The sequence below is a fragment of the Spiribacter sp. 1M189 genome (assembly GCF_040838345.1).
In the GTDB taxonomy this organism is placed as follows: Bacteria; Pseudomonadota; Gammaproteobacteria; order Nitrococcales; family Nitrococcaceae; genus Spiribacter; species Spiribacter insolitus.
The window spans coordinates 179,110-200,427 of the sequence record NZ_JBAKFF010000001.1 but is presented as its reverse complement, the minus strand read 5'-3'; the positions used below and the strand labels follow the sequence as shown (position 1 = coordinate 200,427).

Below are 21,318 nucleotides of genomic sequence, written 5' to 3'. Positions count from 1 at the left end.
GATTCATCCTGCAGTGTTTGCCTTCAGATAGCCGTGGTCCTCGAACCACGCCCGGGCCGCGGTCACGTCCGCGGCGATCTGTTCTTTCAGGGCCTCAAGCCCGTCGAAACGCTCTTCGCCCCGCTGCCAGGCGAGGAACTCGACATCGATGGTGCGGCCGTAGAGATCGCCGGAGAAATCCAGCAGATAGGTCTCCAGCAGCGTCTCCACACCATTGACCGTGGGCCGGGTACCCAGACTGGCCACACCGGGGCGGATCCCGCCGAGACCATGGACGGCGACATTGAAGATCCCCCGCATCGGTGGCGGATGCTGACCGAAGCGGATATTGGCCGTCGGCCAGCCCAGCTCACGTCCCAGCGCCTCGCCGCGGACCACCCGGCCGGAAATCCGCAGCCGGCGCCCGAGCAGTACTTCGGCGGTATGCAGATCACCCTGCGCCAGCGCCTCGCGGATGCGGGTGCTGCTCACACGGGCATCGCCGTAACTCACCGTCGGCATCCGCTCGAGCTCGAAGCCTCGGGTGTCGGCGGCCCGCTGGAGCATGGCGAAGTCCCCCCGACGCCGATGACCGAAGCGGAAGTCATCGCCCACCATCAGGAAACGCACATCCAGGGCATCCACCAGCAACCGCTGGATGAAATCTTCCGCCGGCTCGGCGGCCAGATGGGCATCGAAGCGCAGACACAGCGTCCGCTCCACGCCCAGAGAGCGCAGCACGCGGAGCTTGTCGCGCAGCCGCAGGATACGCCCCGGCGCCCGGTCCGGCATGAAAAACTCACGGGGCTGCGGCTCGAAAAGGATCACCGTGGTCGGCAGGCCGAGCCGGCGCCCGGCGGCATGCAGGGACTGGATAACCGCCTGATGCCCCCGGTGAATCCCGTCGAAGTTGCCGATGGTGGCGACGCAGGGCCGGTGCCGTTCATGCAGATTGTGCGCGCCTCTGACGAGTTCCATGCCCTCTACTCGCGAAAATCCCGGCAAAACAGGCAGTATACGGCAGCGACCCGGGCTTGAGCCATGCTCACGCCCGGGGCTCGCGCAGCTGTGCCGGGCGGACCCCCAGCAGCCACAGGGTGAGGAAATAGACCCCCATGCCGATGGCGATCACGCCCGCCAGGGCCGTGACCCGCCCGACGACATCGGCTTCCAGCCAGAGCGCCGGCTGCCGCGCCGGCCACTGCAGCACCAGACCCAGCACGAGCGCGGCGGCCAGCACCCGGCTCCCCAGCCAGCGCCAGCCCGCCAGCGGCCGGTAGACACCGGCGCGGCGGAGCCCGCGATAGAGCAATCCGGCGTTGACCCAGGCCGCCAGACCGGTGGCCAGGGCAAGGCCGGCATGGGCCACACCGGTGTCGATCATCAACCAGACCAGGGACACGCTGAGGACCATGTTGACCAGCATGGCGATGACCGCGCAGCGCACCGGCCCGCGCGTGTCCTGGCGGGAGAAATAGCCGGGCACCAGCACTTTGACCAGCACGAAGCCGAACAACCCCAGGCCATAGGCCATCAGGCTCCAGCTCGCCGCCTGCACGTCGGCTGCGCCGAATGCGCCGTATCCGAAAAGTGTCGCCAGCAGCGGTCCGGCAAGGACGACCAGGCCAACCGTAGCCGGAAGGATGATGACCAACGCCAGGCGCAGCGCCCAGTCCAGCGTGGCGTTGAATCCCGCCGGGCTGGCCGCCGCATGGTCAGCCGAGAGTCGCGGCAGGATCACGGTCCCCAGGGCGATACCGAAAACGCCGAGGGGGAACTCCATGAGCCGGTCGGACCAGTAAAGCCAGCTGATCGAGCCCACCACCAGGAAGGAGGCCAGGATCGTATCCAGCAGCAGATTGATCTGCTGCACCGATGTACTGAAGAGGGTCGGCCCCATCAATCGCAGGATGCGCCGCACGCCGGGATCGTGCCAGTCCGGCCATGGCCAGGTCAGCGCCCCGCGTCGCCATACGAACGGCAGCTGCAGCAGCAACTGCAGTGCACCGGCCACGGGGACCGCCAGCGCCAGGGCCAGCACGCCGGTCTCCAGGCGGGGCGCCAACCACACCGCCGCGGCAATCAGGGTGAGATTGAGGAGTACCGGCGCGAAGGCTGGCGGGCCGAACTCGTCATAGGTATTGAGCACGGCCGCAGCGGCCGCCGTGAGGGCAATCAGCAGCAGGTAGGGGAAAGTCAGACGCAGCATCTCCGTGGCCAGCGCCAGCTGCTCGGGCTGATCGATAAAGCCGGGGGCGAATACGCGCACCAGGCCCGGCGACCCGAGCACCGCCAGCACCGTAATGGCCAGCAGCACCAGCCCCAGACAACCGGTTACCCGGCCAAACAGCGCCCTTACCGCCGCATCGCCGCCGGCATGCCGGGCGTCGGCCAGCACCGGGACAAACGCCTGCTGGAACGCCCCCTCGGCAAACAGGCGGCGCAGAAAATTGGGAATCTTGAAGGCAACGAAAAAGGCATCCGTTGCCGCCGAGGGGCCGAACACCACGCCCAGGACGATATCCCGCACCAGCCCCATCACCCGCGACAGCATGGTCCAGCTGCCGAAGGTCATCACCGACTGCCAAAGCCCCTTTCGCAATGATGCCCCTTTCAGCCCGAGGACCGGCGCAAGGGCCGGTTGTGGTTGACATTCTGGCGGAAGATTCGCATATTACCGCTCTTTTCTTCGAGACAGACACTCAACAGGAGCAGCACGTTGGCCAACATCGCCTCCGCCAGGAAACGCGCCCGTCAGGCCGAGCATCGGCGCCGTCACAATCAGGCCCGCCGGTCGATGATGCGCACCAAGCTCAAGCAGGTGACGGCCGCGATCGAAAAAGGCGACAAGGCTACTGCCGAGTCCGCCTACAACGAAGCTGTGCCGGTACTCGACCGGATGGCTACCCGCGGTGTCATCCACAAGAACAAGGCGGCGCGGCATAAAAGCCGGCTGGCCCAGCAGATCAAGGCCCTCGCCTGATCAATGCCCGTGTGCGCGCCGCCATGGCGCGCACTATCCGTCGGCAACCGAATCCGTCAGAACCATATTGTCCCGATGGACCAGCTCGGGCTCGGTGACATAGCCCAATAGCGCCTCGATGCGATTGCTGCCCTGACCCGCCAGACGCCGCGCCGCGTCGGCGTCGTAGTTGACCAGGCCGCGGGCCACCTCCTCGCCCGCCGGATCCAGGCAGGCCACCATCTCGCCGCGTCGGAATTCGCCCTCGATGCCGGTAACACCCACCGGCAGCAGACTTCGCCCCTGGCTCCGCAACACGCGCACGGCTCCCCAGTCCAACCACAGCTGACCGCTGACCTGCAGTTGCCCTGCAATCCACTGTTTGCGGGCAGCGAGACGTTCGTTCGAGGGCAGTAGTCGGGTACCCGGCGACTCGCCGGCGGCAATGCGCACCAGAACATCGGGCTCGCGCCCTGAGGCGATGCGGGTCAGGGCACCCGCCCGGGCGGCCCGGCGCGCCGCCATCACCTTGGCGCGCATTCCCCCGCTGCCGAGCACACCCGGCGCGTCGGAACACAGGGCCTCCAGCGATTCATCCTCGGCGGCGGCCTTGTCGATCAGCCGTGCCCCGGGGTTGGCGCGCGGGTCGGCGTCGTACAATCCCTGCTGGTCAGTGAGAATGATCAGCTGATCCGCCTCGATGAGATTGCTGACCAGCGCGGCCAGTGTATCGTTGTCACCAAAGCGGATCTCCTCGGTGGCAATGGTGTCGTTTTCATTCACCACTGGCACCACGCCGAGTGCGAGCAGGGCGCGCAGCGTCACGCGGGCATTCAGGTAGCGCTGACGGTCGGCCAGGTCATCATGGGTGAGCAGGATCTGCGCGGTCTTCAGCCCGAAGCGCTGGAACTGCGACTCGTAGGCCTCCACGACGCCCATCTGCCCCACCGCTGCCGCCGCCTGCAACTGATGCAGGGCCTTGGGCCGCTCCGGCCAACCCAGCCGCTGGACGCCCTCGGCGACCGAGCCGGAGGACACCATCACAATCTCGATGCCCTGCTCACGCGCCCGGACGATCTGGCGGACCCAGTCGGCGATCCGCGCATGATCGAGCCCACGACCATTATCCGTCACCAGGGCGCTACCCACCTTGACCACCCAGCGACGCCTGCCGGGCATGCGACTAACCGGCATCGTCTTGTGCCTCGAGGTGGGCCATGACCGCCTGACAGAGCGCCTCCGTCCCCCAGCCGGTCTCTGCCGAGATGACATGCAGCGGGCCGGTCCACTGCAGCGAATGGCGGAGTGACTCGGCGACGGCGTCACGTTCATCCTCGGGAAACAGATCGGCCTTATTCAGCACCAGCCAGCGCTCACGCCCGGCGAGGTCCTCACTGTGGGCTGCCAGCTCGGCCACCACGGTGCGGACCTCCGCGGCCAGATCACGATCCTCGTAGAGACCGGCCGCATCCACCAGGTGCAGCAGCAGCCGCGTGCGGGCCAGATGGCGAAGGAAACGCGTTCCCAGTCCTGCGCCCTCGGCGGCGCCTTCGATCAGCCCGGGGATATCCGCCACGGTAAAGCTGCTGCCCGGGCCGATGCGCACCACTCCCAGGCCCGGATGAAGTGTGGTGAAGGGGTAATCGGCTACCCGCGGGCGCGCCGCCGAAACAGCGCGGAGGAACGTCGATTTGCCGGCATTGGGCAGACCCAGCAGACCGACGTCGGCGAGCAGCTGGAGCTCCAGTGCGATTTCCCGCCGCTCGCCGGGGCTGCCGGGGGTCGACTGGCGCGGCGCACGGTTGGTGGAGCTCTTGAAGTGGACGTTGCCGAGTCCGCCGCGGCCGCCACGAGCCACGCAGAGCCGCTCGCCGTCGCGGGTCAGATCACCGATGACCTCGCCGGTATCCCGGTCACGCACCAGCGTACCGATGGGAACCGGTATCGTGACATCCTCGCCGGAGCGCCCGGCCATCTGCCGGCCCTGGCCACCCTGCCCCCGTTCGGCGGCAAAACGCCGGCTATGCCTGAAATCAGCAAGGGTATTCAGGCCATCATCCGCCTGCAGCCAGACACTGCCACCATGCCCACCATCCCCGCCGTCAGGGCCTCCGCGGGGGATGTACTTCTCGCGGCGGAAACTCACGCAGCCGTTACCGCCGTCACCGGCGGTGACCCGAATACTCGCCTCATCCACGAATTTCATTGGTTATCCATCCGCCGCAATCAAAAAGCCCCGCTCGCGGCGGGGCTGGTTCGGGGCGCTGGGGCGCTGGCGTTCAGCCCGCCGGCTGAATGCTGACCACACGTCGCTTGTGCGGCCCCTTGCGGGCAAACACGACCTGGCCATCGACCTTGGCGAAGAGCGTGTGGTCGTTGCCGATGCCGACGTTTTCGCCAGCGTGAAAGTGCGTGCCACGCTGCCGGACCAGGATGTTACCGGCAATCACCGCCTGACCGCCGAAGCGCTTGACACCAAGCCGCTTCGATTGCGAATCGCGACCGTTCCGTGTGCTGCCGCCTGCCTTCTTATGTGCCATGAGTACTGTCTCCGTTGTCGGGCTGCTGCGATCAGCCGGCCTGAATGCCGGTGATGCGGACCTCGGTGTAGGGCTGACGGTGACCGTAGTGGCGCTGATAATCCTGGCGGCGCTTGAACTTGACCACCTCGATCTTGCGCCCACGGCCCTGCGAGACGACCTCGGCGGAGACCCGTCCACCGTCGAGGCGCGGCGTTCCGACCTTGACGTCGTCGCCGTCGGCAACGAGCAGAACCTCGTCGAAGTCCACGGTATCGCCGGCCTCGGCGTTCAGCTTCTCGACCTTCAGCACGTCGCCCTCGGCGACCCGGTACTGTTTGCCACCCGACTTGATAACCGCGTACATCTGAAAGACTCCAGGGAGTTGATCCAAAGCCGCGAGATGATAGCCGCATTCCCATTTCCGGTCAATGCGCAGGCACCGCGGTGCTTGACACCCCCCGCGCCCGTTCCTAGCATCGCGGGCTACTCCTTTCATACCGGGACCCATTCGGATGGAGATCGCCGCCATACGCGAGCGCATTGCGGGCGACATGACTGCCGTCGACCGCATCATCAAGGCGCGGCTGCAGTCCGACGTTGCCCTGATCAATCAGCTGGGTCACTACATCATCGGCGGTGGTGGCAAACGACTGCGCCCCATGGTGACCCTGCTCATGGCCCGCGCTGCCGGCCATCCGCCGGATGACGAACGGCATGCGCTGCTGGGTGCCACCGTGGAGCTCATCCACACCGCCACACTGCTTCACGACGATGTGGTGGACGAGTCCGCCGTACGCCGGGGCCGGGATACCGCCAACCAGATCTGGGGTAACGAGGCCAGCGTGCTGGTCGGCGACTTCCTCTACACCCGTGCCTTCGAGATGATGGTGGAACTCGACGACAAGACGGTGATGGCGGTCTTCTCGCGCACGACCAATCGCATCGCGGAAGGCGAAGTCATGCAGCTCATGCATGTGCACGACCCGGATGTGTCCGAGCCCCGCTACCACGAGGTGATCTACCGCAAGACGGCGGTTCTGTTCGAGGCGGGTTGCCGACTGGCGGCCGGCCTGGCGCGGCCGGGCGACGAGACAGCGATCCGCGCCGCGGCAGACTACGGCCGGCATCTCGGCATCGCCTTCCAGCTGGCGGATGACGCCCTTGACTACGACGGCAGCGCCGAGGCCATCGGCAAGAACATCGGCGATGACCTGGCCGAGGGCAAACCCACTCTGCCTCTGATCCACTGCATGGCCAACGCCGATACGGCCGAGCGCGACATGCTGCGCTCGGCCATTGAAAACGGGGGTCGCGAGCAGATCGACGCCGTCGCTGAGGCGATTGCGCACACCGGGTCGATTGCCTATACTCGCGGCCTTGCCGAGCAGGAAGCCGAGTATGCCGAGCGTGCGCTCGAGGCATTTCCCGACAGCGACTTCCGCGCGGCACTGGGATCGCTGGCCCGATTCGCGGTGGGTCGCAATCACTGAACAGGCATTCGGGGTGTAGCTCAGCTTGGTAGAGCACTGTCTTCGGGAGGCAGGAGTCGTGAGTTCAAATCTCGCCACCCCGACCATTTCTCTCCCCCGCCAAGCCGCTGTAACTCACTGAGCATTCTGCGACCCCGGTCACGGTCGGCCCGGCCCGTCGAATCGCATACTGCGCCTCCGCCAAGCGGAAACGGAGCGCAGAATGGATACAACCGCGCGTCGGCCCGCCCTGGCGCGGCGCCTCGTCAAGCAGGGTGTGCTGGGCGCCGCACAGGCGGATCGCATTGTCAGCGAGGCGCGGCGTACCCGCCGTCCCCTGGTCCGTCAACTCCTCGACAGCGGCGCGCTCAGCCCCGCCACGATCGCTGACGCCGCGGCCGAAGAGTTCGGCATCGAGCGGGTCAGTGGCGCGCAACTGGAGCCGGATCCGGCGCTGCTCGAGCGTATCGACCCCGAGATCATCCGCCGGCATCAGGCACTTCCTCTCGAGAGACAGGGCGGCATGCTGCGGGTGGCCGTATCCGATCCCGCCAATGTCGCCGCCCTGAATGAACTGCGCTTTCATACCGATCTGCCCGTCGAGCCGGTCCTCGCGGAGGACGATACGCTCTCGGCCCGGATCGCCATGCTCAGCGGGAGCGTTGATGCACTGGGCGAGGAGCTGGCCTCGACACCCCGGTCGGAGACCGAGGTGCGGGACGGCTCCGGTAATCCGCCCGAGGATGACACGCCGGTCATCCGCTATATCAACGAACTGCTGCGCCGGGCGATTCGTGAGCAGGCTTCGGACATCCACCTGGAGCCCTTCGAGGCGCACTGTCGGGTGCGCTTTCGCCGGGACGGCCTGCTCCAGGAGGTGGCTCACCCGCCGGTGGATATGGCCGATCGGCTGGTGGCGCGCCTCAAGGTCATGGCCCGCATGGACATTGCCGAGCGCCGCCTGCCACAGGACGGACGCCTGCGCATGGAAACCGACGAGGGCGAGGCCGTGGATTTCCGTGTCAGCACAGTGCCGACACTGTTCGGAGAAAAGCTCGTCCTGCGCCTGCTCGACTCCGCGACCGCCGCCCTGGGCCTTGAGGCGCTGGGCCTCGAGGCCGATCAGCTGGCCGCCTTTCGTGCCGCCATCGACCGACCCCACGGCATGATTCTGGTGACCGGGCCGACGGGCTCGGGCAAGACCGTGACGCTCTACAGCGCGCTGCAACAACTCAATCGCAGCAGCCGGAACATCCTCACGGTCGAGGATCCGGTGGAAATCAAGCTCCCCGGCATCAACCAGATCTCGGTGAACAGCCGCATCGGCCTCGATTTTCCCGAGACCCTCCGGGCCTTTCTGCGCCAGGATCCGGACATCATGATGGTTGGCGAGATCCGCGATCGCGAAACCGCGGAAATCGCCATCAAGGCGGCCCAGACCGGACACCTGGTCCTCTCCACCCTGCATACCAACGATGCGCCAGGCGCGATCACGCGCCTCGTGAACATGGGCATTCCGCGCTGGAACATCGCCGCATCGGTCATCCTGGTGAGCGCCCAACGGCTGGTTCGCCGACTCTGCCCGCACTGCCGCAAGCCGGCTCGCATACCGCCAGACGGCCAGTTTTTCGAAGCAGCCGGATGCTCCCGATGCCTGAACGGCTACCGGGGTCGGCTGGGTATTCACGAGGTCATGCCCATGACCGATGCCATCATCACCCGAATCCTGCAGAACGACCGGGATACGACCCTCGCCGCGGACCTGCGCGCCACCGGACTGCATGGCCTGCGCGATGCCGGGCTGGCCAAGGCCGCGCAGGGCCTGACCAGCCTCGGCGAGATCGACCGGGTTACCCGGGGATGAGCCGGATGCCGACCTATGGCTGGCAGGGCCGGGATCTGAACGGGACAAGACGGCGCGGTCTGATGCCTGCCGGCGACGCCGTACAACTGCGTCGTGACCTGCGGAGTCACGGTATTTTTGTCGAGCATGCCGTTGCCGTCCCGGCCTGGCTCGAGGCAATCGTCACCCCCACCACACCGGCGCTCCGCCCCCGTCAGACAACGCCTCTGCTGCGCCAGCTCTCGACGATGGCCACCGCGGGCATTCCATTAGTGGAAGCACTGGAGATGATCGCCCGCGAGGAGAAACATGCCGGCCTGCGCCGGGTGATCGGCACCATTCGGCATCATGTCGTAGCGGGGATGCCACTCTCCGCGGCGCTGGCCGAGCAACCCCGGCACTTCAGCCCGTTGATATGCGGACTGGTGCAGGCCGGCGAGCAATCCGGCGAGCTGGAGACCCTGCTCGAGCGCATCGCCAGTGACGCCGAGCGCAGCGAGACCATCCGGCGTCGTCTACGCCGGGCAATGCTCTACCCGGGCCTGGTGCTGTGCATCGCGCTCATCGTCACCCTGGCACTGCTGATGTTCGTGGTGCCCCGTTTCGAGAGCCTGTTCCAGGGTTTTGGCGCCCAGCTGCCGCTGTTCACCCGACAGGTGATCGCCGCCTCGGAGTGGCTCCGCCACGGGGGCTGGCTCGTCATGGTCGCCGTCATCGTCTGCCTCGGCCTGATCGGCGTCGCGACGTCGCAATTCCCGGGACTACTTCGCTACCGCGACCGGCTGCTCCTCCGCCTACCGCTCATCGGGGCGCTTATCGAGGGCGCGATGATCGCGCGTTTCACCCGGACTCTGGCCGTGATGCTGCGTGCCGGGATTCCGCTGGCCGAGGCCCTGCCCACCATCGCGCGCACGCTGGGCAATACGGTCTACCGCGATGCCGTGAGCCAGATGGGCGATCATCTGCGCGACGGAAGATCGCTGGCGTTCGCGGTGGGCAGCGCCGGACATTTCCCGGCGAGCACCGGTCAGATGATCGCCACCGGCGAGGCCTCCGGGCGACTCGAGACGATGCTGCAGCGAATCGCCGAGCGCCATGAAACACGGGTCATACAGGGCGTTGACGGGCTCGGCACCGCGCTGGAGCCCATCATCATGAGCCTTCTCGGGCTGCTGGTGGGCGGCCTGGTCCTGGCCATGTACCTGCCCGTCTTTCAACTGGGGGCGGTGGTTTGAATCCGCTACCGGCAGTCAGCGAATCCGCCTTGCTAATGAGCCTGACCGGCATCATCGGTCTTTGTATCGGCAGCTTCATCAATGTCGTCATCCACCGCCTGCCGCGCACCATGACCGAGGCGGATCCGACCCCTGGCATGGCGGGGATCCTGACGGGCCGTTCGCGATGCCCCCACTGCCGGCAGGTCATCTGGTGGCGCGACAACATCCCTCTTTTTGGCTGGATCCGACGCCTCGGCCGATGCCGGCATTGCCGTTCGCCCATCAGCCTCCGATACCCGCTCATCGAGGCATTGATGGCCATCGGCGGACTGCTGGTCACCGCACGGTTCGGCATCACGCCGGCGGGCTTTTCGGCGTTTCTGCTCACGGCCTGGCTGCTCGCACTGGCAGGCATCGATCATGCCACTCGCCTGCTGCCGGACACGCTTACCCTGAGCGGTCTCTGGCTCGGCCTGCTGCTTGCAACCTGGGGCATTCATGGCGACGCCAGCCAGGCGGTGCTCGGCGCCGCGATCGGCTACGCCGCCCTCAGCAGCCTCAACGCCGGCTTCCGTCTGCTTCGGGGCTGCGATGGCATGGGTGGAGGCGATTTCAAGCTGATGGCCATGCTCGGTGCCTGGCTAGGACCGGGGACGCTGCCCCTGGTCATGCTGTTGGCCGCCGGCGGCGGTGCGCTATGGTCGCTCCTGACAGGGCCGGCCCGCAGGCGTCCCCTCCCGGCGCACATCGCCTTCGGACCCTGGCTCGCCATGGCCGGCTGGATCACGCTAGTCTGGCCCCATGAGTGGGGTGCAATCTGAATCGGGCAGTCGGCCGGCCCTGGTAGTGGGTCTGACCGGTGGCATTGCCAGTGGCAAGACCGCCGTCAGCAACCGCTTTGCCGCCCTGGGCGTGCCCGTTATCGACACCGATGAACTGGCCCGGGAGGTCGTGGCGCCGGGCAGCGACGGCCTCGCCGCGGTTCGTGAACGCTTCGGGGCGCAGGTGATCGACGCCCGGGGTGAGCTGGATCGGCGCGCCCTGCGCGAGCGGATATTCAAGGATGAGACGGCCCGCCGGGATCTGGAGGCGATCACCCATCCACGCATCCGTGCCCGTGTCGCGCTGCGCCTGGGCGAGGTGGATGCCCCGTACGCCATTGTCGTGGTTCCGCTGCTGGTCGAGGCCGGCTGGGCAGACTCATATGATCGCATTCTGGTGGTGGATGCCGAGCCATCACGGCAGCGCCAACGCCTGATGGCGCGCGACGATGTCGACCGGGCACAGGCTGATCAGGCGCTCGCCAGCCAGACACAGCGCGAGCGCCGACTGGCGCTGGCGGACGATGTCATCGTCAACGACGGCACACCCGAGGCGCTCGACGCCCGTGTCGAGACCCTGCATCAGAAATATCGCCATCTCGCCGCGATGACTGACTGATTTGGTGATTGCCCGATGTCTGGGAGAGAATGCCAACATTCGCTGATAGGGGCGAGCGTGGAAGACACCGGAACTCAGGCAGATCTGACTATCTACGAGTATCCGCTCAACGAGCGGATGCGAACCTTCCTGCGTCTGGAATTCCTCTTCGATCGGTTCCGGTTCGGCGCTGCCGGTGAGTCCGCCTGGCATACCCGGTCTGCCGTGGATGCCCTGCTCGATATCATCGGTCTGCTCAACCGCAGCGACGTCCGCTCCGAACTTCAGAAAGAGCTGGAGCGTATCCTGAACAGCCTGGAGAAACTTCAGGCCCGCCCGGAGGTGGATGACCGGCTACTCGAGCCGGTTCTCGCCGAGTGCCGTGACATCGCACGACGACTGCGCGAGGCACCCACCGGGATGCCGGCGGTGGTGCGCAACAATGAATTCCTCACCGGTATTGAACAGCGCGCCGGCGTACTGGGTGGCACCTGCGCGTTCGACCTGCCGGGTTACCACCTCTGGCTTGAGGGGCCCGCGGCCGAGCGGCAGGCGTTGCTGGCCGACTGGCATGGGGGTTTCACGCTGATCGACGAGGGCACGGCACTGGTTCTGCGGCTCCTTCGCGAGAGCGCGGACCCGGTCAGCGAAACAGCCGGTGGCGGCAGTTTCCAGGCGACCCTCGACCGGGCCACCCCTTACCAGATGCTGCGCGTTCTGCTACCGCAGGCCCGCCAGTGTTATCCCGAAATCAGCGGTAGCCGGCATTTCTGCAACATCCGTTTCATGGAACAGCCCGAGCAGGGCGAACGACCCCAACAGGTCAGCGATGATGTCCCGTTCACCCTTGAGCGCTGTGTCATCTGACACCACACCGATGGTCACCTGCCCCCAATGCGGCGCACAGGTCCCCTGGAGCGCGGAACGCTCACCGTATCGGCCCTTCTGCTCGAAGCGCTGCCGGATGATCGACCTCGGCGACTGGCTCGACGAGCGTCACCAGATCCCCGGAGAACCCGCGGAACCGGACATCGAAGGGCTGCCCGAGGGGCTGGATCCCAACGGAGATGAACGTCTCTAAGCCCAGAACCCCGAGATACCGGCCACCCCCTGACCGCCTTGGCGGCATGCCATCGCCCGGTCATCGGGCGTCATCCCGCCAAGGGCATAGACCGGGAAAGGCGCTTCCGCCGCCCAGCCGTTGAACGCAGCCCACCCAAGGGGCTGCGCGCCGGGGTGACTTGCCGTCGCGGCAACCGGGCTCAGAACAGCAAAGTCCACACCCAGTGACGCAGCCTGCCGGATTGCCTGCGGATCATGACAGGAAGCCGCGACCCACTGGTCCGGCGGCAGCGGGCGTTCCCGGAGCCGGGAGAGCTCACGGCCGGTCAGGTGCACGCCATCCGCCGCCAGCGCCCGAGCCAATGCCACATCGCCGTTGATAAGCAGCCGGGCACCGACCGCACGACAGCGGGCGAGCGCCTCATCGGCGAGGACTCGCCGGTCTTCGCCCTGCAGGCGCACCCGGAACTGGATGAGTCGCTCGCCGCCCGCCAACACGCGATCGAGCATCGCCAGCCATGCGGCGGGCTCATGGCAGTCGGCGCTGATGACATAGTGACCAGGCAGCCGAAGCGCGGTGATGATGCCGCGATTGGCGGCCGGGAAATCGGCCGGGTCGAGTTCATGGGGCAGGCGCCAGTCGAGCGGTTGCCCCTCAAGACCCACCGCCTCGCCTGACCAGCGATCAACCGTCCGGACCTCCAGAACCACCTGGCGATCTCCGTAGTCGTGGGCAATGCGAATGAGCGGACGACACTCATCCACGGTAATACCCAGCTCTTCGGTCAGCTCTCGCCGCAAAGCTGTGCTCACGGACTCGTCAACCTCGACCTTGCCACCGGGGAATTCCCACCGGCCGCCCTGGTGGCGGTCCAGCGCACGCCTTGCCACGAGCACCCGGCCCCGTTCATCACGGACAACGCCGACGGCGACGCGCAGTGGTATCGGGTCAGCTCCGGTACTCGGCATTGATGCGGACGTAGTCGTAGGAGAAGTCGCAGGTCCAGACCGTCACTTCATCATCGCCGCGATCCAGATCGATACGGAAAGTCACGCGATCCGCGGCCATGCGCTCGGCGGCGAGCGATTCCCGATAATCCGGGCTCAGACCACCGCCCTCGACGATGGCACAGTCATCGATGTGGATGCGCACCCGGTCGACCTCCAGATCATCGATCCCGGCACGGCCCACGGCGGCCAGAATCCGACCCCAGTTGGGATCGCCGGCAAATAAAGCGGTCTTGACCAGCGGCGACTCCGCCACGGTAAACGCCACCCGCTCGGCCTCGGCTACGCTCCCGGCACCCGTCACCCGAACCGCGAGTTCACGGGTTGCACCCTCGCCGTCGGCAACGATCTCGCGGGCGAGCTCGATACAGAGTGCATCGAGGGCATCGGCGAAGCGCCGGATATCCGCCTCGGCCGAGAGCTTGCTGCCGCTCGCGCCGGTGGCGATCAGCGCGCAGGCATCATTGGTCGAGGTGTCGCCATCGACGCTGATGCGGTTGAAACTCACCGCCACCGCATCCCGCAACAGGTTGCGCAGCAGGGGCTGATCGATGTCGGCGTCGGTCGCGATATAGGCCAGCATGGTGGCCATGTCCGGCCGGATCATGCCCGAGCCCTTGGCGATGCCAGTGAGCGTCACCGGCCCCGCCTCCAGCTCCACTCGGCAACTTCGGCCCTTGGGGCGCGTATCGGTGGTGCGTATACCATCCGCCGCCGCCGCCCAGCCATTGTCCGACAAGGCATCGACAGCCGCCGGCAGGGCCGCGTCGATCCGCTCAGCGGGCAGCAGCTCACCGATGACACCGGTGGAAAAAGGAATGACCTGGGTGGGGCGGCAGCCGAGGATCGAGGCAAGTCGTGCACAGTTCTGATCAACGGCTCGCTCGCCGGCCGGACCGGTGCCGGCATTGGCATTTCCGGTATTGATGATCAGCGCGCGGGGAATATCATCGCGAAGATGGGCCTCGGCAGAGCGAACCGGTGCGGCCCGGAACTGATTGCGGGTAAAAACCCCGGCCATGCGGCTGCCCGCCTCGAGGGTCATCACCACCAGGTCGGGCTCTCCGACCTTCCGCACGCCAGCCGCTACGGTACCCAGGCGCAGGCCCGGCACCGCATGCAGGGTCGGCAACGGGGACTCACCCACAGCCATCCGTCATGCCCTCAACCGACCGGCTAGAGCCGGCCGTGGCAGTGCTTGTACTTCTTGCCCGAGCCGCACGGGCAGGGCTCGTTACGGCCGACCTTGCGCTCACCCCGCACAAACGGCTGGCGTTCGCCGCCAGCGCTCGCGCCGTCGGCCGACGCGGCATCTCCGCCATCGTCCAGGGCATTGGTCTCGGCATGCTGGAACTGCATGGCCCGGGCGCGTTCCGCCTCGCGCTGCTCTTCAGCGGCGCGGGCGTCCTCGGGGCTGCGGACGTTGACGTTGAAGAGGATGCGGATGGTCTCGCGTTTGATGCCCTCCAGCATCTCCTGGAACATCTGGAAGGCTTCCTTCTTGAACTCCTGCTTGGGGTTGCGCTGCGCCATGCCACGCAGACCAATGCCCTGACGCATGAAATCCATGGCCGCCAGGTGCTCCTTCCATTGATTGTCCATCACCTGCAGCAGGAAGCTCTTCTCCACCTCCCGCATGTTCACACCAATGCCGGCGACCTCCACCTCCTTGGCCTCGTAGTGCGCCGCCACGGCCTGCTCGAGGCGCTCGAGCACCCCCTCTCGATCCAGCTCGTCGTCCGCTTCCAGCCATTGCCGGACCGGAGCCTCGATGCCGAACTGGGCGTGCAGCGCCTCCTCCAGCGCCGGGATATCCCACTGGTCATCGATGGTGCCGGGCGGCATGTGCTCGTCCACCAGCCACGCCAGCACGTCATTCTGCATGTCGACGATGGTCCCGGAGATATCCTCCGACTCCAGCAGCTCGTTCCGCTGCGCGTAGATGACGCGGCGCTGGTCGTTGGCGACGTCGTCGAATTCCAGCAGATGCTTGCGCATGTCGAAGTTATGCGCCTCGACCTTGCGCTGGGCATTCTCGATCACCCGCGAGACCATGCCGCTCTCGATGGCCTCGCCCTCCTGCATGCCCAGTCGCTGCATCATGCCGGAGACGCGATCCGAGGCGAAAATGCGCAGCAGGCTGTCATCCAGCGACAGGAAGAACCGCGTGGAACCCGGATCGCCCTGGCGGCCGGAACGGCCACGCAGCTGGTTATCGATGCGGCGCGACTCGTGGCGCTCAGTGCCGATCACATGCAGGCCACCGGCCTCGATCACCGTGTCATGCCGCTGCTGCCAATCTTCCCGCAGCGCATCGCGGCGGGACGCCGGTACATCGTCATCGAGCTCGGCCAGCTCGACGTCGAGATTGCCGCCAAGGACGATGTCGGTGCCACGGCCCGCCATGTTGGTGGCGATCGTGACCGCCCCGGGGCGGCCGGCCTGCGCGATGATGCCGGCCTCACGCTCATGCTGCTTGGCGTTGAGCACCTCGTGATCAATGCCGGCCTTGCGCAGGGCCGAGGAGATGCGCTCGGAGTGCTCGATGGACGTGGTACCCACCAGCACCGGCTGGCCGCGGCCGTTGCAGTCCTCGATGTCCTCGGTGATCGCGCGGTATTTGTCATCCTGGTTGAGGAACACCAGATCGTGGTGATCGGCCCGGATCATCGGCCGATGGGTCGGGATGACCGCCACTTCCAGCCCATAGATGTGCTGGAATTCGTAGGCCTCGGTATCGGCGGTGCCGGTCATGCCGGAGAGCTTGTCGTAGAGCCGGAAGAAATTCTGGAAGGTGATCGAGGCCAGGGTCTGGTTCTCGGCCTGGATCTCCACGCCCTCCTTGGCCTCGATCGCCTGATGCAGCCCCTCGGACCAGCGCCGCCCGGCCATCGCCCGGCCGGTGAACTCGTCGACGATCACGATCTGGCCGTCCCGCACGAGATAGTGGACGTCACGCTGGAACAGCGTGTGGGCACGCAGCGCAGCATTCAGGTGATGCACCATGGCGATGTTGCGGGCGTCATAGAGGCTCTCGCCTTCGCCCAGCAGCCCCGCCTCGCGCAGCAGCTCCTCGGCACGCTCCTGGCCGGACTCGGTGAGGAAGGCCTGGCGTGCCTTCTCGTCCAGGTAGTAGTCCCCCGGGCCGTCTTCCTCTTCCTGTTGCTCCAGCGCCGGCACGATGCGATTCATGCTCGTGTAAAGCTCGCTGGACTGCTCCGCCTTGCCGGAGATGATCAGCGGCGTGCGCGCCTCGTCGATGAGGATGGAGTCGACCTCGTCGACGATGGCGAAATGCCGGCCTCGCTGCATGCGGTCCTCGGCGCGCAGGGCCATGTTGTCACGCAGATAATCGAAGCCGAACTCGTTGTTCGTGCCGTAGGTGATGTCGGCCTGGTAGGCGGCGCGCTTGGTCTCGCCGTCCATGCCCGGCACCACCACGCCCACCTCGAGCCCGAGGAAGCGGTAGAGACGCCCCATCCACTCCGAATCACGCCGCGCGAGGTAGTCGTTGACGGTGACGATATGAACGCCCTTGCCGGTCAGGGCGTTGAGATAGGCCGCCAGGGTGGCGACCAGGGTCTTGCCCTCACCGGTTTTCATCTCGGCGATGCGCCCCTGGTGCAGGACCATACCGCCGATGAGCTGGACGTCGAAATGACGCAGCCCGAGGGTGCGGCTGGCGGCCTCGCGCACCACGGCGAAGGCCTCGGGCAGCAGCGCATCAAGGCTCTCGCCGCCGACGGCGCGCTCGCGCAGGGCCTCGGTCATGCCCCGCAGCGACTCGTCATCGAGCGCCTGCATTGTGGGTTCCAGCTCGTTAATACGACTGACCTGGCGGCGCAGGCGCTTGACCAGACGGTCGTTGCGCGTGCCGAACACCTTTTTCGCGATTCCGCTGAGCATGCCGATCCAGTGGGCCGTTGAAGTGACGCGTTACTATAGCGCATCAGTCGCGGGAAAATCAGGAGCGGGCGATGAGCGAGCGCAAGGGCGGTGGCCCCGGTCGACTAAACGGCATCCTGCGGCGATCCGCCGGCGATGTCGCCGCGATCCGGCGCCAGACTGCCTGGCTGGCGGATGCGACCCGCGAGCTCAACGCGGTCCTGCCGCCACGCCTGCACGGCCATTGGCAGGTGGCCGCCCTGTCCACCGAGGCCCTTGTCATTACCGCCGAGAGTCCGGCCTGGTCGACGCCCCTGCGCGCACAGCAGGCGGCCCTGCTCGACGCAGCGGCGGCGCTGATGGGAAAACGGCCGGAAAAGCTGAAGGTACGGCTGGCCACCGCGCGGCAGATACCGCCTCGAAGGGCCGGTCAGGCGATGAGCCCGGCAACCGCCGATCATCTCGAGTCGGCGGCGCGGGGGATGGACAACCCGCGCCTGGCGGCGTCCCTTCGGCGCCTCGCCTCCCGGCGCCGGCGCTGAATCAGGCGACCGGCAGGGGCTGATCGTAGGCGATGGGGGCGACCTCGTCGTCCTCGAAGGTCACTTCCTCCCAGGCATCCTGCTCCAGCAAAAGCTTGCGAAGCAGTCGATTATTCATCTCGTGGCCCGACTTGTAGCCATGAAAGGCGCCGATCAGACTGCGATTGAGCTGATAGAGATCGCCGATGGCGTCGAGGATCTTGTGCTTGGCGAACTCGTCCTGGTATCGCAGGCCGTCCTCGTTGAGCACCCGGTAGTCGTCCACGACGATGGCATTGTCGAGGCTCCCGCCCAGGGCCAGATTGTTCTGGCGCAGGTACTCGATATCGCGCATGAAACCGAAGGTCCGCGCCCGACTGACTTCCTTGACGAAGGAGGTGGAGGAGAAATCGACCTCGGCCGTGCGCTCCCCTGCCTTGAACACCGGGTGATCAAATTCCAGCGTGTAGCTCACCTTGAACCCTTCATAGGGCTCGAAACTCACCCGCTTGCCGTCCGGATCCTCGATGCTGAGGGGACGGACGATGCGCACGAAACGCTTCGGCGCCTCCTGCTCCAGCGTCCCCGCCGAGCGGATGAGAAACACGAACGGGCCGGCACTGCCGTCCATGATGGGCACTTCCGGCGCCGATAGATCGACATAGGCGTTGTCGATCCCCAGCCCCGCCATCGCCGAGAGCAGATGCTCCACGGTGGCGACCCGCACGCCATCGCGGCTGAGACAGGTGGAGAGCACGGTGTCGCCGACGTTCTGCGGATGCGCGGCGATTTCAACAACGGGGTCGAGATCCACCCGGCAGAATCGGATCCCGGTATTCGCGGGCGCCGGGCGGAGGGTCAGGTAGACCTTTTCGCCAGTATGGAGGCCTACACCCGTCGCCCGGATGCTGTTCTTCAGCGTACGTTGTCGAATCATGCTCGGCTGTCCCGCGGTCGCGCGCCCGGAAAATATCCGGGCAGTGTATCAGAAACGTCGCCGGGCGACCCGGCGACATACTCAATCCGCCTGCCGCCGCAGGAACGCCGGGATATCCAGGTATTCCATGTCGGCTTCGGCGCCGGCGCCACCCCCGGCCGCGGCGCGCTTGCGGGCGACGGTCGGACGCTCGAGGGCATCATAGTCCACCTCCCCGGCGGCGTTGCGGCTGACCAGGCGCGGCGTGGGTGCCGGCTCGGCCGCCTGCTGGGTGGGAGCCAGGCCCGTGGCGACCACGGTCACGCGGAGCTCGCCCTCGAGCTCGGGATCGATCACCGTGCCCACGACCACCGTGGCATCGTCGGAGGCAAACTCCTTGACCGCATTGCCGACCTCGTCGAACTCGCCAATGGACAAGTCCAGACCGGCGGTGACGTTGACCAGAATGCCGTGGGCACCGGCGATGTTCGCGTCCTCCAGCAGCGGGCAGGCGATGGCCCGCTCGGCCGCCTCCCGGGCCCGATCCTCGCCACTGGCCTCGCCCGAGCCCATGACCGCCATGCCCATCTCCGACATCACGGTGCGCACGTCGGCGAAGTCGACGTTGATCAGGCCCGGACGGGTGATCAGCTCGGCAATGCCCTTGACTGCTCCCAGCAGAACGTCATTCGCCGACTTGAAGGCGTTCAGCAGTGTCAGCTCCTTGCCCAGCACCGAGAGCAGTTTTTCATTGGGGATCGTGATCAGCGAGTCGACCTCGCGCTCCAGCTCGCGGATACCGTCGTCGGCCACGGTCATGCGCTTGTTGCCCTCGAACGGGAAGGGCTTGGTGACCACGGCCACGGTCAGCACACCCAGCTCACGAGCGATCTGCGCCACCACCGGCGCTGCGCCGGTGCCCGTTCCACCGCCCATACCGGCGGTGATGAACACCATATCCGCGCCTTCCAGCACCTCGGCGATACGCTCGCGGTCATCCTCGGCCGCCTCACGGCCCACCTGGGGATTCGCCCCGGCACCCAGGCCCTTGGTGATTCCCTGGCCGAGCTGCAGCGTCGTCCGCGCCGAGCTGTTGCGCAGCGCCTGAGCATCGGTATTGGCGCAGATGAAATCGACCCCGTCGACGTCGGCCGAGACCATGTGCTGCACGGCGTTACCGCCACCGCCGCCAACGCCGATTACCTTGATCACCGCGTTTTGGTTGTAGGCATCCATTAGTTCAAACATTGCGTCACCCTCCGTCGATGAATCAGAAATTTCCCTTGAACCAGTCTTTCATCCGGCCCCAGACCGCCGAGAAGCCATTGCCTCCCGAGGTCGATAGTTCCGGACGCGATTCACCGCGGTGCTGCCAGCCGCAATGCAGCAGGCCCACCCCGGTGGCATAAATCGGATTGCGGACGACATCGGTCAGTCCGGTCATGTGCTGCGGCAGCCCCAGTCTCACCGGGGTGTGGAACACCTCCTCGGCCAGATCCACCGCGCCTTCCATCTTCGAGCTGCCACCGGTCAGGACGACCCCGGCGGCAATCAGATCTTCGAAGCCACTGCGTCGCAGCTCGGCCTGGACCAGCGTCATCAGCTCCTCGTAGCGCGGCTCGACCACCTCGGCCAGGGTCTGGCGCGAGAGGCGGCGCGGTGGTCGGTCGCCCACCGACGGCACTTCGATTGTCTCGTCGCTGGTGGCCAGCTGGGATAGTGCGCAGGCGTACCGCATCTTGATGTCTTCGGCATGCTGCGTTGGCGTGCGCAGGGCCACGGCGATATCGTTGGTGACCTGGTCGCCCGCGATGGGAATCACCGCCGTATGGCGGATGGCGCCATCGGTAAAGACCGCCATGTCGGTGGTCCCGCCCCCGATGTCCACCAGGCAGACACCCAGCTCCTTCTCGTCCTCGGTCAGCACCGCGTGGCTGGAGGCAAGCTGCTCGAGGATGATGTCGTCGACCTCGAGGCCGCAGCGGCGGATGCACTTGACGATGTTCTGGGCCGCACTCACCGCACCGGTGACCATGTGCACCTTGGCCTCCAGACGGACACCGGACATGCCCACCGGCTCGCGCACCCCCTCCTGGCTGTCGATGATGTACTCCTGTGGCAGGGTGTGGAGGATCTCCTGGTCGGCGGGAATCGCCACCGCTCGCGCCGCATCCAGCACACGATCGAGATCGCTGCGGGTCACTTCCTTGTCCTTGATCGCGACGATGCCGTGGGAGTTGAGCGAGCGCACATGACTGCCGGCGATACCCACGTAGACCGAGTGGATCTGGCAACCGGCCATGAGCTCGGCCTCCTCCACCGCGCGCTGGATGGACTGCACGGTGGATTCGATATTCACCACCACGCCCTTTTTCAGCCCCCGGGAGGCATGCGAGCCGATACCGATGACCTCCACGTCACCATCAGCCTGCATTTCGCCGACGATGGCGACGACCTTGGAGGTGCCGATATCGAGACCAACGAGCAGATTGCGTTCCTGTTTGCGTGTCATTGA

21 protein-coding genes and 1 tRNA gene are annotated in these 21,318 nt (G+C 66.4%); 10 read left to right on the top strand and 12 right to left on the bottom strand.

What is annotated here, in order from left to right; all coding sequences use genetic code 11:
* Positions 1-3 precede the first annotated feature (3 nt).
* Together ribF and murJ are read right to left on the bottom strand one after the other, a co-directional pair.
* The gene (gene ribF / locus V6X30_RS01055; protein WP_367982783.1) at positions 4-957 is read right to left on the bottom strand and encodes a bifunctional riboflavin kinase/FAD synthetase; all 954 of its coding nucleotides are present in this window, start codon (positions 955-957) and stop codon (positions 4-6) included.
* A 67-nt stretch (positions 958-1,024) separates the two neighbouring features.
* Positions 1,025-2,581 (bottom strand): murein biosynthesis integral membrane protein MurJ, encoded by a 1,557-nt coding sequence (gene murJ, locus V6X30_RS01050; protein WP_367982782.1) that lies wholly within the window; start codon positions 2,579-2,581, stop codon positions 1,025-1,027.
* A gap of 117 nt (positions 2,582-2,698) precedes the next feature.
* Between murJ and rpsT the strand changes: the two genes are divergently transcribed.
* Positions 2,699-2,962 (top strand): 30S ribosomal protein S20, encoded by a 264-nt coding sequence (gene rpsT / locus V6X30_RS01045; protein ID WP_367982781.1) that lies wholly within the window; start codon positions 2,699-2,701, stop codon positions 2,960-2,962.
* 33 nt (positions 2,963-2,995) lie between these two features.
* Here rpsT and proB read toward each other — a convergent pair whose 3' ends face one another.
* The 4 genes from proB to rplU all read right to left on the bottom strand — a co-directional run bounded on the left by proB (position 2,996) and on the right by rplU (position 5,827).
* Positions 2,996-4,120: a glutamate 5-kinase gene (proB, locus tag V6X30_RS01040; RefSeq protein WP_367982780.1), complete on the bottom strand. Its 1,125-nt coding sequence runs from the start codon at positions 4,118-4,120 to the stop codon at positions 2,996-2,998.
* Between the two features lie 4 nt (positions 4,121-4,124).
* The gene (cgtA, locus tag V6X30_RS01035; RefSeq protein ID WP_367982779.1) at positions 4,125-5,147 is read right to left on the bottom strand and encodes an Obg family GTPase CgtA; all 1,023 of its coding nucleotides are present in this window, start codon (positions 5,145-5,147) and stop codon (positions 4,125-4,127) included.
* 73 nt (positions 5,148-5,220) lie between these two features.
* Positions 5,221-5,481 carry a 50S ribosomal protein L27 gene (rpmA, locus tag V6X30_RS01030; RefSeq protein WP_367982778.1) on the bottom strand — a complete coding sequence of 87 codons (261 nt, stop codon included), beginning with the start codon at positions 5,479-5,481 and terminating at the stop codon, positions 5,221-5,223.
* A 31-nt stretch (positions 5,482-5,512) separates the two neighbouring features.
* On the bottom strand, positions 5,513-5,827 hold the full coding sequence (gene rplU, locus V6X30_RS01025; RefSeq protein ID WP_367982777.1) for a 50S ribosomal protein L21: 315 nt from the start codon (positions 5,825-5,827) through the stop codon (positions 5,513-5,515).
* 148 nt (positions 5,828-5,975) lie between these two features.
* Here rplU and V6X30_RS01020 point away from each other — a divergent pair, with 148 nt between their 5' ends.
* The 8 genes from V6X30_RS01020 (at position 5,976) to yacG (ending at position 12,492) form a co-directional block, all read left to right on the top strand.
* Positions 5,976-6,953, top strand: a complete 978-nt coding sequence (locus V6X30_RS01020; protein WP_367982776.1) for a polyprenyl synthetase family protein — start codon at positions 5,976-5,978, stop codon at positions 6,951-6,953.
* A gap of 9 nt (positions 6,954-6,962) precedes the next feature.
* Positions 6,963-7,039, top strand: a tRNA-Pro gene (locus V6X30_RS01015).
* Positions 7,040-7,155: 116 nt separating this feature from the next.
* Positions 7,156-8,796, top strand: coding sequence for a GspE/PulE family protein (locus tag V6X30_RS01010; RefSeq protein WP_367982775.1), 1,641 nt, complete (start codon positions 7,156-7,158; stop codon positions 8,794-8,796).
* Positions 8,793-10,010 (top strand): type II secretion system F family protein, encoded by a 1,218-nt coding sequence (locus V6X30_RS01005; RefSeq protein ID WP_367982774.1) that lies wholly within the window; start codon positions 8,793-8,795, stop codon positions 10,008-10,010. The genes V6X30_RS01010 and V6X30_RS01005 overlap by 4 nt, the downstream gene beginning before the upstream one ends.
* 35 nt (positions 10,011-10,045) lie before the next feature.
* Positions 10,046-10,813, top strand: coding sequence for a prepilin peptidase (locus tag V6X30_RS01000; RefSeq protein ID WP_367982773.1), 768 nt, complete (start codon positions 10,046-10,048; stop codon positions 10,811-10,813).
* Complete coding sequence (coaE, locus tag V6X30_RS00995) at positions 10,803-11,432, top strand: dephospho-CoA kinase (protein ID WP_367982772.1); 630 nt, start codon at positions 10,803-10,805, stop codon at positions 11,430-11,432. The genes V6X30_RS01000 and coaE overlap by 11 nt, the downstream gene beginning before the upstream one ends.
* Positions 11,433-11,489: 57 nt before the next feature.
* Positions 11,490-12,278 carry a cell division protein ZapD gene (zapD, locus tag V6X30_RS00990; protein ID WP_367982771.1) on the top strand — a complete coding sequence of 263 codons (789 nt, stop codon included), beginning with the start codon at positions 11,490-11,492 and terminating at the stop codon, positions 12,276-12,278.
* Positions 12,241-12,492, top strand: a complete 252-nt coding sequence (gene yacG / locus V6X30_RS00985) for a DNA gyrase inhibitor YacG (RefSeq protein ID WP_408022348.1) — start codon at positions 12,241-12,243, stop codon at positions 12,490-12,492. Before zapD ends, yacG begins: the two co-directional genes overlap by 38 nt.
* On the opposite strand, the gene V6X30_RS00980 is transcribed toward yacG, so the two are convergent.
* From V6X30_RS00980 to secA, 3 genes are read right to left on the bottom strand one after another with little or no spacing between them, the layout of a single operon-like run.
* Complete coding sequence (locus V6X30_RS00980) at positions 12,489-13,442, bottom strand: Nudix family hydrolase (RefSeq protein WP_367982769.1); 954 nt, start codon at positions 13,440-13,442, stop codon at positions 12,489-12,491. The genes yacG and V6X30_RS00980 overlap by 4 nt on opposite strands.
* Positions 13,423-14,634 (bottom strand): bifunctional glutamate N-acetyltransferase/amino-acid acetyltransferase ArgJ, encoded by a 1,212-nt coding sequence (gene argJ, locus V6X30_RS00975; protein WP_367982768.1) that lies wholly within the window; start codon positions 14,632-14,634, stop codon positions 13,423-13,425. Before argJ ends, V6X30_RS00980 begins: the two co-directional genes overlap by 20 nt.
* A 23-nt stretch (positions 14,635-14,657) precedes the next feature.
* Positions 14,658-17,387 (bottom strand): preprotein translocase subunit SecA, encoded by a 2,730-nt coding sequence (gene secA, locus V6X30_RS00970; protein ID WP_367982767.1) that lies wholly within the window; start codon positions 17,385-17,387, stop codon positions 14,658-14,660.
* 71 nt (positions 17,388-17,458) lie between these two features.
* On the opposite strand from secA, the gene V6X30_RS00965 reads away from it, so the two are divergent.
* Complete coding sequence (locus V6X30_RS00965) at positions 17,459-17,908, top strand: DciA family protein (RefSeq protein WP_367982766.1); 450 nt, start codon at positions 17,459-17,461, stop codon at positions 17,906-17,908.
* Between the two features lies 1 nt (position 17,909).
* Here the strand turns inward: V6X30_RS00965 and lpxC are convergent, their stop codons facing one another.
* The 3 genes from lpxC to ftsA form a co-directional block, all read right to left on the bottom strand.
* Positions 17,910-18,824, bottom strand: coding sequence for a UDP-3-O-acyl-N-acetylglucosamine deacetylase (lpxC, locus tag V6X30_RS00960; RefSeq protein ID WP_367982765.1), 915 nt, complete (start codon positions 18,822-18,824; stop codon positions 17,910-17,912).
* Between the two features lie 81 nt (positions 18,825-18,905).
* On the bottom strand, positions 18,906-20,051 hold the full coding sequence (gene ftsZ, locus V6X30_RS00955; RefSeq protein WP_367982764.1) for a cell division protein FtsZ: 1,146 nt from the start codon (positions 20,049-20,051) through the stop codon (positions 18,906-18,908).
* Between the two features lie 22 nt (positions 20,052-20,073).
* Complete coding sequence (gene ftsA / locus V6X30_RS00950) at positions 20,074-21,315, bottom strand: cell division protein FtsA (protein WP_367982763.1); 1,242 nt, start codon at positions 21,313-21,315, stop codon at positions 20,074-20,076.
* Positions 21,316-21,318: the final 3 nt, after the last annotated feature.

Bases quoted from the DNA above. Each gene is read 5' to 3' on its own strand.
- yacG (WP_408022348.1), top strand. From the start codon at position 12,241: ATGATGTCCCGTTCACCCTTGAGCGCTGTGTCATCTGACACCACACCG.
- secA (WP_367982767.1), bottom strand. From the start codon at position 17,387: ATGCTCAGCGGAATCGCGAAAAAGGTGTTCGGCACGCGCAACGACCGT.
- V6X30_RS01000 (WP_367982773.1), top strand. From the start codon at position 10,046: ATGAGCCTGACCGGCATCATCGGTCTTTGTATCGGCAGCTTCATCAAT.
- ftsZ (WP_367982764.1), bottom strand. From the start codon at position 20,051: ATGTTTGAACTAATGGATGCCTACAACCAAAACGCGGTGATCAAGGTA.
- V6X30_RS00965 (WP_367982766.1), top strand. From the start codon at position 17,459: ATGAGCGAGCGCAAGGGCGGTGGCCCCGGTCGACTAAACGGCATCCTG.
- V6X30_RS00980 (WP_367982769.1), bottom strand. From the start codon at position 13,442: ATGCCGAGTACCGGAGCTGACCCGATACCACTGCGCGTCGCCGTCGGC.
- ftsA (WP_367982763.1), bottom strand. From the start codon at position 21,315: ATGACACGCAAACAGGAACGCAATCTGCTCGTTGGTCTCGATATCGGC.
- proB (WP_367982780.1), bottom strand. From the start codon at position 4,120: ATGCCCGGCAGGCGTCGCTGGGTGGTCAAGGTGGGTAGCGCCCTGGTG.
- lpxC (WP_367982765.1), bottom strand. From the start codon at position 18,824: ATGATTCGACAACGTACGCTGAAGAACAGCATCCGGGCGACGGGTGTA.
- ribF (WP_367982783.1), bottom strand. From the start codon at position 957: ATGGAACTCGTCAGAGGCGCGCACAATCTGCATGAACGGCACCGGCCC.
- argJ (WP_367982768.1), bottom strand. From the start codon at position 14,634: ATGGCTGTGGGTGAGTCCCCGTTGCCGACCCTGCATGCGGTGCCGGGC.
- rpmA (WP_367982778.1), bottom strand. From the start codon at position 5,481: ATGGCACATAAGAAGGCAGGCGGCAGCACACGGAACGGTCGCGATTCG.
- V6X30_RS01010 (WP_367982775.1), top strand. From the start codon at position 7,156: ATGGATACAACCGCGCGTCGGCCCGCCCTGGCGCGGCGCCTCGTCAAG.
- rplU (WP_367982777.1), bottom strand. From the start codon at position 5,827: ATGTACGCGGTTATCAAGTCGGGTGGCAAACAGTACCGGGTCGCCGAG.
- V6X30_RS01020 (WP_367982776.1), top strand. From the start codon at position 5,976: ATGGAGATCGCCGCCATACGCGAGCGCATTGCGGGCGACATGACTGCC.
- V6X30_RS01005 (WP_367982774.1), top strand. From the start codon at position 8,793: ATGAGCCGGATGCCGACCTATGGCTGGCAGGGCCGGGATCTGAACGGG.
- cgtA (WP_367982779.1), bottom strand. From the start codon at position 5,147: ATGAAATTCGTGGATGAGGCGAGTATTCGGGTCACCGCCGGTGACGGC.